The organism is Glaciimonas sp. Gout2 (assembly GCF_035018905.1).
GTDB lineage: Bacteria > Pseudomonadota > Gammaproteobacteria > Burkholderiales > Burkholderiaceae_D > Glaciimonas.
Map to the genome: position 1 here is coordinate 40,232 of NZ_JASJXA010000021.1, position 12,575 is coordinate 52,806.

The 12,575-nt window shown below is 49.8% G+C and carries 11 protein-coding genes; 3 read left to right on the forward strand and 8 right to left on the reverse strand.

Translation table 11 applies throughout. The features are described 5' to 3' along the window. Positions 1-16: 16 nt before the first annotated feature. The 4 genes from QN379_RS14830 to QN379_RS14845 form a co-directional block, all read right to left on the reverse strand. Complete coding sequence (locus QN379_RS14830; RefSeq protein WP_323506977.1) at positions 17-748, reverse strand: phosphoadenylyl-sulfate reductase; 732 nt, start codon at positions 746-748, stop codon at positions 17-19. Between the two features lie 5 nt (positions 749-753). Beyond that, on the reverse strand, positions 754-1,290 hold the full coding sequence (locus QN379_RS14835; RefSeq protein ID WP_322236594.1) for a DUF934 domain-containing protein: 537 nt from the start codon (positions 1,288-1,290) through the stop codon (positions 754-756). Further along, positions 1,283-2,977 (reverse strand): nitrite/sulfite reductase, encoded by a 1,695-nt coding sequence (locus QN379_RS14840; RefSeq protein ID WP_322236596.1) that lies wholly within the window; start codon positions 2,975-2,977, stop codon positions 1,283-1,285. Before QN379_RS14840 ends, QN379_RS14835 begins: the two co-directional genes overlap by 8 nt. 64 nt (positions 2,978-3,041) lie before the next feature. Next, the gene (locus tag QN379_RS14845; protein ID WP_322236597.1) at positions 3,042-3,815 is read right to left on the reverse strand and encodes a sulfite exporter TauE/SafE family protein; all 774 of its coding nucleotides are present in this window, start codon (positions 3,813-3,815) and stop codon (positions 3,042-3,044) included. A 278-nt stretch (positions 3,816-4,093) separates the two neighbouring features. Here QN379_RS14845 and QN379_RS14850 point away from each other — a divergent pair, with 278 nt between their 5' ends. Next, complete coding sequence (locus tag QN379_RS14850) at positions 4,094-5,035, forward strand: CysB family HTH-type transcriptional regulator (RefSeq protein WP_322236599.1); 942 nt, start codon at positions 4,094-4,096, stop codon at positions 5,033-5,035. A gap of 255 nt (positions 5,036-5,290) precedes the next feature. Here the strand turns inward: QN379_RS14850 and QN379_RS14855 are convergent, their stop codons facing one another. The 3 genes from QN379_RS14855 to QN379_RS14865 form a co-directional block, all read right to left on the reverse strand. After that, positions 5,291-5,749 carry a hypothetical protein gene (locus QN379_RS14855; protein WP_323506978.1) on the reverse strand — a complete coding sequence of 153 codons (459 nt, stop codon included), beginning with the start codon at positions 5,747-5,749 and terminating at the stop codon, positions 5,291-5,293. 78 nt (positions 5,750-5,827) lie between these two features. Next, complete coding sequence (locus QN379_RS14860) at positions 5,828-5,950, reverse strand: hypothetical protein (protein WP_323506979.1); 123 nt, start codon at positions 5,948-5,950, stop codon at positions 5,828-5,830. Between the two features lie 239 nt (positions 5,951-6,189). Continuing rightward, complete coding sequence (locus QN379_RS14865) at positions 6,190-7,785, reverse strand: MFS transporter (protein ID WP_323506980.1); 1,596 nt, start codon at positions 7,783-7,785, stop codon at positions 6,190-6,192. Positions 7,786-8,075: 290 nt separating this feature from the next. Between QN379_RS14865 and QN379_RS14870 the strand changes: the two genes are divergently transcribed. Beyond that, on the forward strand, positions 8,076-9,419 hold the full coding sequence (locus tag QN379_RS14870; protein WP_323506981.1) for a chloride channel protein: 1,344 nt from the start codon (positions 8,076-8,078) through the stop codon (positions 9,417-9,419). After that, positions 9,412-10,068: a class I SAM-dependent methyltransferase gene (locus QN379_RS14875; protein WP_322236609.1), complete on the forward strand. Its 657-nt coding sequence runs from the start codon at positions 9,412-9,414 to the stop codon at positions 10,066-10,068. The genes QN379_RS14870 and QN379_RS14875 overlap by 8 nt, the downstream gene beginning before the upstream one ends. A 30-nt stretch (positions 10,069-10,098) precedes the next feature. On the opposite strand, the gene QN379_RS14880 is transcribed toward QN379_RS14875, so the two are convergent. After that, positions 10,099-12,345 (reverse strand): mechanosensitive ion channel family protein, encoded by a 2,247-nt coding sequence (locus tag QN379_RS14880; protein ID WP_323506982.1) that lies wholly within the window; start codon positions 12,343-12,345, stop codon positions 10,099-10,101. Between the last annotated feature and the right edge of the window lie 230 nt (positions 12,346-12,575).

Consider the following 12,575-nt stretch of genomic DNA (forward strand, 5'->3'; position numbering starts at 1 on the left):
TGCAAGTTCTTTGGACTTAAGCTATGGATTTAATCCGGATCAGCTTTCCATCGACTACATGCAAACCACATTCTTTGGAGTCTGGATTTTCCCACCACCAACGACCGGCGCGAACATCTTCACCGGGCTGGATGGCGCGTGTACATGGCTCACAGCCAATCGACGGGTAACCCTTGTCGTGCAGCGGGTTATACGGCACATTGTTGCTGCGAATATATTCCCAGACATCTTCCTCGGACCAGTCTGCCAACGGATTGAACTTGGTCATCGCATGGGCGTCGTCCTGCTCTTGGACGTGCAGTTCGGCGCGGGTTTGTGACTGTGCGCGACGTTGTCCGGTCACCCAGGATTTATTGCCCGACAGTGCCCGATTCAACGGTTCAATCTTGCGTATGCGGCAGCATTCCTTACGCATGTCTACGCTATCATAAAACGCATTCAAACCGTTTTGTTCAACGTAGGCGGCAACCACTTCAGTTTGTGGACGAAACGGCGTGACTGTGTAGTCGTAGGTTTCCTTGATCCGGTCCAGCATGCCTAAAGTTTCGGCATGTAGTCGCCCTGTTTCAAGCGTAAAAATGCCGATGTCCAGTTTGCTGCGCAAGATCAGATCGGTCAGCACCATGTCTTCCGCTGCGAGGCTCGAGGCAAATACTGCCGGCGTATATTCGCTGGCGATTTTTTCCAACGTCGCTTTAGTAGCGGCAATCAGATCAGGCAAAGAGATAGTTGGTGCGGTAGTCGGCATGATGGTTATCCTTGCACCACTGGCTGGCGTTTTACACGACGGAACAAAGGGGTTTTTTCGTCCCACGAGGCTTGATATTTTTCCGAAAAATCGGTCAGGCCTTTTAGCGCATCATTGATGTTCTTGTCGGGCCGCACTGCATATGCATCGAAGCCAACGCGTGACATATAAAATAGTTGGTCACGCAAGACGTCACCGATAGCGCGTAGCTCACCTTCGTAACCATAACGGGTACGCAGATTGAAGGCGATTGAGTAACCGCGACCATCTGTAAAGATTGGGAAGTCAACGGCGATCAATTCAAAATGTGCGAGGTCGTCTTTCAATGCTTCAGGACGCGCATTGCTGCTAAGCCAGACGCCTAATTGCGAGCGGCCTTCCAGCGTTGCACGTTGTGCTTGCCATACAGTCAAAGGAACGATGACTTTGCCAGATGGTATTTCAACCGTCTCTGCAGTATCGTCGACCGCTAAACGGAGGACGGTCCAGTCATCGGCGACGACGCTACGGTTCTTAATAATGTTGATAGCAGACTCAGACACAAGCGTCCTCCCCAGTCGGTTGTGCGGCTTTGATCGGTGTGGCATAGACGTATTCTTTGAACGGTGCGACGCCAAGGCGTTGTACCGTGTCAATAAAGCGTTCATCTTCGGTGCGCTGTTTGACATACACGCTGAGCAGACGCTCAATCACGGTCGGCATTTGATGTGCCGAGAACGAAGGGCCGATGATTTTACCAATGCTGGTGCTGTTACCTTGCGCACCACCGATCGAGACTTGGTACCATTCTGCGCCATCTTTATCGACACCTAAAATACCGATATTGCCGACGTGATGATGACCGCAGGCGTTAATGCAACCTGAGATGTTTAATTCAATCTCACCGATGTCATGTTGAAAGTCGATATTGTCGAATTTCTCAGCAATCGCTTGTGCAATCGGAATCGATTTCGCGTTCGCCAGCGAGCAAAAATCACCGCCAGGGCAGCAAATGATATCGGTCAGCAAGCCAATATTTGGCGTTGCCAGCCCTTGCGCCTTCACGGCTTGCCAGAATGTGAATAACTCTGAAATCTTGACGTCCGCCAGCACCAGATTTTGTTCGTGCGTCACGCGCACTTCGCCGAAACTGTAGCGGTCAGACAGATCGGCAACAAAGTCAAGCTGGTCTGCGGTGATGTCGCCGGGTGGTACGCCAGTTTTCTTCAATGACAGAATGACCGCAGCGTAGCCGCTCACTTTGTGCGCTTTGACGTTGCGTTTTAGCCAGTTACCAAAAGCTTTGTCGCTAGCTTTCAATGCTTCAAATTCTGCATCGGTGGCTGGCAATGTTTCGTAGGCCGGTGCCGTGAAATATTGTGCGACGCGTTGCAATTCTTCGACCGTCAGCGTACCCGGACCATCTTTGATGTCCAGCCATTCAGCTTCGACCTGACGCGCAAACTCTTGCGGTCCAATGGCCTTGACTAAAATTTTGATACGGGCTTTGTAAATATTGTCGCGACGACCGTGTTGGTTATAGACGCGCAGGATTGCTTCCATGTAGGTCAAAGCATGTTGCCAAGGTAAGTATTCGCGGATCACGCTGCCGATAATCGGTGTACGACCCATGCCGCCGCCGACCATGACTTTAAAGCCGACTTCGCCGGACGCATCTTTGACCATGGTCAATCCGATGTCATGCACGGCAGTTGCTGCACGGTCTTCTTCCGAGCCATTGATCGCAAATTTAAACTTACGCGGCAGATACGCAAATTCTGGATGGAACGTGCTCCACTCACGCAGAATTTCTGCGTAAGGACGTGGATCAATCACTTCATCGGCGGCTACGCCAGCTAATTCATCCGACGTAATATTACGGATACAGTTACCGGAAGTCTGGATAGCGTGCATTTCTACCGTTGCCAGGTCCGCCAGAATGTCTGGGGATTCTTCCAGCTTGATCCAGTTGTACTGAATGTTTTGACGCGTTGTGAAATGGCCATAACCGCGATCATACTTGCGGGCGATATAAGCAAACTTACGCACTTGCGCTGAAGCCAGCAGACCATAAGGAACGGCAACCCGCAGCATGTAGGCGTGGCGTTGCATGTACAAACCGTTTTGGAGACGCAAGATGCGGAACTCATCTTCGGCCAATTCATCGGACAGGCGGCGTTCTACCTGACCGCGATATTGGGCAATGCGTTCTTTGACAATCTGGTGATCGTATTCGTCGTAGCGATACATCTTTTATTCCTAATCTGTGTGGCCGTGACCACGTCTCGTATTTAAGATTTCTAAAAAACGGTTTCTAAAAAACCAATTTAATTGCTACGCTAGTAAGCGTCACTGCTAATAAAGCACGTAAAATTTTCTCTGGTACTTTGCGTGCGGCCAACGACCCCAGTGTAATACCTGGAAGAGAACCGAGTAACAGGGCGCTTAATAATGCCCAGTCAATCGACCCTAACCACCAATGTCCGGCCGCGGCAATCGCAGTGAGTGGCACCGCGTAGGCGATATCGGTACCGGCGACTTCAGCGGGCGTCAGGCGAGGATACAACAAAACTAGTAAGGTAGCGCCAACGGCACCAGCGCCAATTGATGATATTGTGACTAACGTACCAAGTACTAATCCCGCAACAATCGTGGCAGCCGTCAACTTTGCGCCCTGAAGTTGTTTTTCAGGATGCGCATTTAACCAGTTTTGCAGTTTACCTTTAAATAGCAAGGCGATGACAGTTAGAAACACCGATCCGGCAATTGAATAACGAATAATTTGGCCCATTTCAGGGCTGACCGTGCCGAAATATTTTAAGGCGAGGGCAGTAATAACTGCCGCCGGCAGTGCGCCTAAACATAAATGGCGGACAATATCCCAACGGACATTGCCACTGTAGCGATGGGCAAATGTGCCAGCGACCTTGGTGGCAGAAGCGAACGCCAGATCGGTCCCCACGGCCACGCTTGGGTGGATGCCGAAAAGCAGCGTGAGGAGTGGCGTCATCAGAGAACCACCTCCGACTCCGGTCAATCCAACCAATAATCCGACGGCAAAGCCGCTTACTACATAAGAAAGAGTCATAAAGCCTCGTACGAAACAGTCTGAATCGTAATAAACTTCTTCTTTATTACCAACTACAGAGTATTTATTTGCTTATATGCGTATTTGGTATATAGAAAAATGATGTGGGATTATGCGAGGTCGCCTAGGTAGCCAGCTTGTTATTCTCTTAACTATATAGGCGTCTGTCTATATCGGGAGAGTTGGCAAGCCTGTTGCTGGGAAATTTTGCGAAAGTCTTAATAGACAATACGACATCACGTTTTAATCACAGCGCTAGAAAAAAAAAGGGCAGGCCTATGAATCTCCATCAGTTTCGCTTTGTGCGCGAGGCGGTCCGACAAAACTTTAACCTGACCGAAGCTGCGAAGGCTTTATATACGTCTCAGCCCGGCGTGTCGAAGGCAATCATTGAATTAGAGGAAGAGCTTGGCGTCGATATTTTTACCCGCCACGGCAAGCGCATACGTGGTCTGACCGAGCCTGGGCGCCAGGTCTTGAAGTCGGTCGAGGCCATCATGCAGGAGATCGAAGGGCTAAAACGCATCGGTCAAGAGTATGCCGCCCATGATAGCGGCAGTTTTACGATTGCCACCACGCATACCCAGGCGCGTTACTCGCTGCCTAAAGTAGTACAAGCATTTACGCTAAAATTTCCGAAGGTGAGATTGTCTTTGTTGCAAGGAAATCCAAAGCAAGTTGCCGACATGGTACGCAATGATCAGGCTGATCTGGCCTTGGCAACTGAGGCCATCGCTAACGCGGAGGGATTAATTACCTTGCCATGTTATCAATGGGAACATATGGTTGTGGTGCCGCCCGATCATCCTTTGTTGCAGTCAAAGTCGCTTACGCTCGAAGAAATCGCCGCCTATCCTTTGATTACCTATGACAGCGCATTCGCAGGCCGCAGCAAAATCGATCATGCGTTTTCGCTACGGAATCTGAAGCCAGACGTTTTGCTGGAGGCGATTGATGCCGATGTCATTAAAACTTATGTTGAGCTGGGAATGGGTGTGGGAATTATTGCCGGAATGGCATTTGATTCGGAGCGAGATACCGGCCTTCGCGCGATCAAAGTTGGTCATCTGTTTGGTACGAATGTATCGCGTGCAGCCGTCAAGCAAGGTGCTTACCTGCGTAGTTACGTCTACACGTTCATTGAATTGCTGGCACCGACGATGAACAGAAAACTCATCGAGCAAGTAATGAGTGGTGAAAAAGACATGTACGAGTTGTAGCCTTGCCCGTTTGGGATTGAACAAAAAGTCCGAGCGAGTCTGCTTTGCGGCGAGTTCGATAGGCAGTTGTTAAAACGGCCTCCTTCGATGCGGCGTTGTGCGCTGACCAAGGTCGGCAGGATAAATACCCGGCACACGCCTTATCGAAGAGACACTGCACAAAATCCAGCTATGTGAATTACGGCAAACCGCGTTTGCGGCTGCGTCTAAGGTTGTCGTTTTAAAGAGTATCTGGCGTTAATCCAGCATTAATAGTCAATAGCCTGCATCCCTGATTGCATCTTTAGTCGCATGCAAGGCAATGTCAATATGTCTTACCGCTTCGTGCTGCATACCGCGAATGCGCGGATCGTCCTCTTCTTGGCTCACGTCCTGACGCGCCTTGCTTAAGGCTTCAACTGCATCATGCAGGCGACCGTTATGGTCTCTATGGATGTCGGGGCGTTGCGCGCTCTGAAAATCTTTTCCAACATCTCGCCCTGATTGAACGACCAGATTTTTGGCGGCGTTGATTTCAGTTAGGGCAACTTGCTCGTTGTGACCCATTACCCAATTGTCGCCGCCGCGATGGGCGATTAACCAATTGGCGGTATCGAGGTCTTGCAGTGCATGGATGTAAGAAGCATGCCGCCCTGGCTCGTCAGCATGGGCGAGGGTCGCCATCACCCCAGACATGGCAATCATGGAGAGAACGAGTTTATGGCTAAGTTTCATAGGGTTTGTCCGGTTAGTTGAAGTAGGGTGGTGGTAAAGCAGCGCATCGGTTGGACGCGCTGTAAAAGATAAGGGGGATTAATAGCGGTACGCAGCATATGGGCGATCGTAATAGCCGCGATGGGCTGGAACGATGATGCAGCCAGATAACACTGAGCTGAGAATTGTGCCTAGTACCACGAGTTGAATGAGCTTTTTCATTTTCCATCCTTCCTAATTAAATTTCCAGATAATCAGGATGCCACTCGTTAACCTGTGAAGGTGCAACCAAGGTGTGTGATTTGTAAGCGCATGTTAGGCGCGGATTTGATGGGAGGTGGAGGAAGTTTTGCGTAAAAAACGAAGAATTACGAAGGTGCAGTGCAGAAGCGAAGGAGGAGACCGACCCTGGAAGTCATCTCCTGGTAATTCATGTTAAGTGAGTGCGTAGCGACAAGTTGTTATTCACTTACAATAGTCGCTGGTGACTGTGCATTTAACGATACCTTTGGCACCCGACGTACGAGGCCGACACCGATGACCGTCACAATCACAGCGAGACCGACGCCCATGTGAATGGAGCCAATCAGGCCATCGCGCGCGGCTTCTAACAGAAGTTGTCCGTTATGCCCTGCGTCAGCCAATTGCTTTAACACCAATGTTTGCGTTTCATGGCTGATCAGAATTTGGGGATCGGCAAAACTCGGAAGCCATTTCCCTGCATTATCACTCTCTAACGCTTGCTGAACACTGCTGGCGTACATGTGATTAATCAAGGTGCCAATAATCGCAGTTCCGATCATGCTGCCGATCATACGGAGCGATTGCATCAGCGCGGTAGCGATTCCAAGATGCTCACGGCCTGCCTCTTGTTGAATAAAAACAGTCAGATTAGGCAAAATAAAGCCGAGACCGAGACCGCCCATCAGCATGAAGCTTGCGATAACATTGTGTGAGGTCCAGCGGTTCGATATGACGACGCCGAAACAGGACAGTGCTAACAAGATAAAGCCGATATACAGCATAACGATCGGATTTTTGATCCGCGTAATAATACGGCCGTTAGCAATACTGCCAACCATTATGAAGGCCACTAAGGGAGTGATCAGAAGACCAGCCTCTTGCGGAGGTAGGCCGAAACCGCCTTGGTATAACAGCGGTGCAAAAAACATTAACGAAAACATGGAAAAGCCGCTCAGCAGTGAGAGTAGAAATAAAGTCGCAAGTTTTGGGTGGAATAGCAGATCAAAGGGCAGTATAGGCTGCGGCGCATGATGCTCCCATTTCCATAGCGCGTAAAAGGACGCAATGCTTGCGACTAACAACGTCAACATGCCGAGCGACAGACCTTGCTTCGGTAGCATTTCCACAAATAGTTGCAAGCAGCCTAGCGCGGCTGTGATAAGAAGTGCGCCGGGCCAGTCAAGTCGAATTTTGGCGTCAGGATCAGAGTGCCGCAAGTGCGGAAGGTATTTCCAGACGAAAAATAGTGACAGTAATCCGACCGGGAAATTCACAAAGAATACCCAGCGCCAGCCCCAGTATTGGGTCAAAAAACCACCTAATGATGGTCCAACCGCTGTCGAAATACCGAACGCGGTACTCATCATGACTTGCCAGCGCAAGCGGGTGTGAGCGCCGGGGAATAAGTCGGGAATACAGGCAAAAGCGGTACCAACCAGCATGCCGCCGCCGATTCCCTGGACGCCACGTCCGATTACCAGCCAGAGCATACTGTCGGCGAGGCCACATAAAATTGAGGCACCCGTGAATAATATGATGGAGACAATCACAAAAGGCTTGCGTCCATAATAGTCACCCAGGCGTCCGAAAATAGGAACTGTGATGACAGAAGTGAGCAAGTAAGAGGTCGCAACCCAAGCGTATAAATCAAAACCTTTTAGTTCAGCGACGATAGTCGGAAGGGCTGTGCCGACGATGGTAGAGTCTAACCCGACCAGCATGATGACAAATGCAATACCTAGCATCGCCAACAGTGATTCACGAAAAGGAAGTATTTGGTCGCTTGAGTGAGCGGCGGCAGAATGAAGGGCCATTGAAGTAGAGTTTGATGAGGCTACTGAATGTTATTCACTGCATTCACGTTGCGGAAAAAAGCCACGTTAATGCAGGTAAATCACTTAGTTAGTGGCAACAGCGGGATTTATTTGTATATTCATCATGATACGCCGGTTCTCGAGTTTCCGCTAAAAACCATTCACTCCAGCATTTTTGATGTCAAAGTAACAAAAAATGCCTCGTTAATCGATCAAACTGCATGGAATAACGTCCATATGACGATACCCGCACTACATTAATTTATAATGCCGCCTTTGCACCCAATTAAATGAACCTGCTTCCATCGAATATATCTGGTCAAACGCAGCGCCATTTACGACGAGTTTGGCGTAAATACGGCATTTTATGGCTTGGAGCGGTATTGGTAGGGTTGGTCGCGGTATTGTATGCGCGCCTGATAGATGCCGGGTTTGGCATTTTTCGCACGCTCCAGCAAGCCCATTTTTTGCTCCCGATCATTATTACGCCATTGGCCGGTGCACTTTGTGTGTGGCTGACACGGCGGTTTTTTCCCGGCGCGGAGGGAAGCGGGATTCCCCAGGTAATCGCGACGTTGGAAGAAGACACCACGCAGCGTGGACTGTCGTTACTGTCGATCAAACTGTTGTTTGGCAAAATCGGTATTTCATTTTTAGCGATCCTGGGCGGTTTTACTATTGGTCGGGAAGGCCCGACGGTGCAAGTTGGTGCGGCGCTCATGTTCAATTTGCGACGCCTTTATCCACGCGCCAGTGCCGCGCTTGAGCGACGTCTGATATTGGCGGGTGCGGCTGCCGGTCTGTCTGCTGCATTTAACACGCCCTTGGCAGGAATCGTGTTTGCGATTGAAGAATTGACGCGCAGTTTTGAGCATCGCGCCAGTGGCGTGGTGATTACTGTGATTATTTTTGCCGGTGTCGTGGCACTCGGTTTAAATGGGAACTACACTTATTTCGGTACGATCCAGATTGCTGGCGGTCTGACTAATATGCTTGCGTTGGCGGTCGTTGTAACAGGCATTGTGACGGGTATTGCTGGTGGTATTTTTTGTTGGTTGTTACTCAACACTGAGCGTTGGATACCGAAAAAAGTGCAAGTTTTACGTCGTGATCGCCCCGTTGTTTTCGGCGCTTTATGCGGATTGATAGTAGCGCTCATTGGTGTCGTTGCCGCTGGCGCAACCTTTGGAAGCGGTTATGTGGAAGCGCAAAGTTTGCTGGCCGGCGGTCATTTGCCCGTGTTATATCCCTTTTTGAAGATGGCATCGATGGTTGGTTCTTATTTACCAGGCATCCCGGGCGGCATTTTTGCGCCATCGTTGTCTATCGGTGCCGGTTTCGGTAATTTATTGCATCTGTTATTCGATAATACGTCGTTGCAGATGTTGATCGCTTTGGCGATGGTGGGATATCTGGCGGCAGTGACGCAGTCGCCGATTACTGCTTTCGTGATCGTGATGGAAATGATTAACGGCCACGCTTTAGTGATTTCATTGATGGCAACGGCACTGATCGCCAGCCGGATATCACGGTTTTTTGCGCCTCCACTTTATGATGCACTGTCAGAGCGATACCGGCTGTCATGTGCGTCGCAGATTGTTTCACCGGATTTAAGAAAGTCAGAAAATGCTTAAAAAAGATATGGCGGAGTATTACGCCAAACGTGCCGAAACTTACGAAGAAATTTATACCCGTCCAGAGCGCGAGGATGAACTGTTAACGCTGCAAGTGCGCGTGCAAGAATTGCTGGAAGGTCACGATGTATTGGAATTAGGCTGCGGAACCGGCTTTTGGACTAAAGAGCTTGCTGCTTCGGCAAAATCGGTTACTGCTACCGATATCAATCCGGAAGTCATGAAGCTGGCGCAGGCCAAAGAGTTTCCCGCAGATAAGGTTCGCTTTGCGATAGCCGATGCCTTTGACCTTCAGCTGGATCGCACGTACACGGCGGTGTTTTTTGGGTTTCTGTGGTCGCATATTGCGCGTGAAGATCAAAACAGGTTTTTGCTGCATTTGCGCGAAAAGATTGGATCGAACACGTTGATGGTGATGTTGGACAATAGCTATGTGGAAGGTAGTAGTACGACGATTGCGCGTACCGACTTGCTGGGAAATACTTTTCAGCATCGCCGCTTGCCGGGCGCACCACATGGCGACCGCTATGAGATTTTGAAGAATTTTCCTAGTGACAGTAATTTGCGCAAGCGGTTGGCGTCTGATACGCGGGATTTGCGTATTTTGAGGTTAGAGCATTATTGGTTGTTGAATTGCCGGTTGAAATAAACTTTTTTAGATCGTCGGCAACTACTCTCATCAAGCAATAGGTTGAATTAACGCTTCTTGATTTTCGGGCGGAGCTGCGGGGGCTGGAAAATTTGCCCATTCATTGGCAAATGTGACTGTGGTTGTCGCGTCAATTTTTGCTTTGATGCGCAGGTTAAAAGCGCGACCAACCTCCCATTGCGCTTGAGGTCTGGTGCGGAAGGCACCCGTCAAAATGGCACCATGCAGGTCAAAACCGTTCAGGCCATAGATGTCGATGGGGGCCAGTAGCAAACGGCGCAAATGCAGGTCGTTCATCATCTCGTTGCCGGTTTCCTGCATCAGGTTAAGCGCATCTACGATGCTTGACTCCAGGGTTACGTGTAATTTTAGCGCTGCATAAGCGTATTCTCTCGAATCGTTTTTTACGGCAAGAATTTGTGAAAATGGCACGCTATGCACCGATCCGCTGCCGTCGCGTAAACGTACGGTGCGAATGGATAAATGCTCCACCGTTCCGATATGGCCGTTTCCTACGTCAACCCAATCACCGACCGACATCGAGTCTTCGATCAGAATAAAAATCCCGGTAATGACATCTTTTACCAGTGATTGGGAGCCAAATCCGATGGCAAGGCCGACCACGCCTGCCGACGCCAAAAGCGGGGTGACATTCAGGCCCAGATTTGCCAGTGTGGTGATGACCGTCGCGGTCAAGATGATCAGCAGCGAAGCATTGCGTAGGAGCGGCAAGATGGTGCGCATACGTATACTTGGGTTGCGGCCGTAGCGCCCGCTGCGGCTTGGTGTAATTGCTTCCTGAATTGCCGTGTCCAATAATATCCACGCAAGCCATGCCATGGCTAACGTCAGCCCGATCTTGCCCACTGCGGCGAGAATCAAATGGCCAATTTGGGTCGTGTTGGCATAGTCTAGCAACGAACGATCCCAAATTCTGGTGAGTAATTCTATAAAACCAATCCACATTACAATTTGCAGCAAACTGAAAATGGCTGCTTTTAAACGCAGAATGTAAGGAGATTGCCGACGCAGTGATGTCCGTTTTTTTCCGCGGCCAATTCGCTTTAGCAGAGTGCCGATAAAAAACATACCAACCAATAACGCGGCACTGCTGAGCGCGTGATCTAGCGCCGCGCCGCTGCTGGCGGGACCGAATACTGTAGCGAGACTCACGCCGCCTGCTAAAAGCAAGATTGGGTAGTGCCACAAGGACGCCACAATTTCCAATGTTTCCATACGTGCGCGGTGGGTGCTACGCACTTCTAAGGATCGGTTACGGATCAAGTGGGCGATTGGGCGTCGAAAGCGCAGCGCAAAAACCACACATAAAATAGCAGCAATCAGGTTGGCTGACGTCGCTACCAAACTGGATAGTGCACCACCGATAATTGAGTACAGTTTGGGATTGTTGATCGCGTCGCCAAACCAGCCAGCGAAGCCAATGAAGTACAACAATCTCCAGGCGCGTCGATACAAAATGTGGATGGCGACATTGCGATGACCGCTGTAGGAAAGTGAAAAAATGATCGCGCACACTGCTCTGAATACGCTTGCGCCAATCATGGTGTACAGCAAAAGTGTGGCAAGTGCGCGACCAAGCGCCGCCGGTAAGCTCAAGACGACAGCGATCTCTACCAGAAGAGCCAGTACCAACGGCATGATATGACGCAAGATATAGATCAGTAATTCTTTGATTCCAGGATCGGTGGAGAGTGTTTCCTGCATGTCGAAGTGCTCACGCACGCGCTTGCCTAAGTACTGAAGAGTGAAAACAACAAAACCAAACAAAGCCAGCATTTCGACGAAATGCACCAATACGTAAAGCGGTGTTTCGCCCTTTTGTCGTGAAAAGAGGGTCGAGAGTTCATCGGCTGCGCGGGCAAACTGCAGCTTCCAATATTTTTGTGGTGCGGCAACATTGCCGTAGTTTGTCTGGACGGCATCAAGGCTGTCAGAAATTAATCCGATCAATCCCTTTTCAGCCGGTATCGGTGCTTTGGTTTGCTGTTCCGCTTGCTGAAGTGCAGCCACTAAAGCAGTAGCAGCGGGATTTGCTTGTAATGTTTTAGCTAATGCATTGAGTGTGGACGATGATGTGGCAGCCGCTGCATTCGATGCTGGCGTGGTCGTTGTTGTGGTTGTTGTCGTCGTCGAAGTGGCAGGTACTACCTTGCTATCTGAAGCCGACCAGGCTGGGACGATATGCAATAACAAGCAAATGATGAGCAGCAACTGCGCAGAGGACAGCGCCAGCGCGCCAAGTCGAGTGGAGCTCATAGTAGGCATAATGACGTAAAAAAAACATAAAGAAGTGATCTTACCGCAGCGACGGCAACGCAACGCATGCGTTATGCCGTTTAACGTCGTCGTTGTGTTTTTGCGTTACCGTTTGACTTGGTTCTGGTTCCTATGATGGCTCTTTCAACTATTTCTTATAAAAATATTATGGCGAATTTCAGTGCACTTCCAATCTAAAATTATTGTTTAACAATTAATTATATTGGGAT

Bases quoted from the DNA above. Each gene is read 5' to 3' on its own strand.
- QN379_RS14840 (WP_322236596.1), bottom strand. From the start codon at position 2,977: ATGTATCGCTACGACGAATACGATCACCAGATTGTCAAAGAACGCATT.
- QN379_RS14850 (WP_322236599.1), top strand. From the start codon at position 4,094: ATGAATCTCCATCAGTTTCGCTTTGTGCGCGAGGCGGTCCGACAAAAC.
- QN379_RS14865 (WP_323506980.1), bottom strand. From the start codon at position 7,785: ATGGCCCTTCATTCTGCCGCCGCTCACTCAAGCGACCAAATACTTCCT.
- QN379_RS14870 (WP_323506981.1), top strand. From the start codon at position 8,076: ATGAACCTGCTTCCATCGAATATATCTGGTCAAACGCAGCGCCATTTA.
- QN379_RS14880 (WP_323506982.1), bottom strand. From the start codon at position 12,345: ATGAGCTCCACTCGACTTGGCGCGCTGGCGCTGTCCTCTGCGCAGTTG.
- QN379_RS14830 (WP_323506977.1), bottom strand. From the start codon at position 748: ATGCCGACTACCGCACCAACTATCTCTTTGCCTGATCTGATTGCCGCT.
- QN379_RS14860 (WP_323506979.1), bottom strand. From the start codon at position 5,950: ATGAAAAAGCTCATTCAACTCGTGGTACTAGGCACAATTCTCAGCTCA.
- QN379_RS14845 (WP_322236597.1), bottom strand. From the start codon at position 3,815: ATGACTCTTTCTTATGTAGTAAGCGGCTTTGCCGTCGGATTATTGGTT.
- QN379_RS14875 (WP_322236609.1), top strand. From the start codon at position 9,412: ATGCTTAAAAAAGATATGGCGGAGTATTACGCCAAACGTGCCGAAACT.
- QN379_RS14855 (WP_323506978.1), bottom strand. From the start codon at position 5,749: ATGAAACTTAGCCATAAACTCGTTCTCTCCATGATTGCCATGTCTGGG.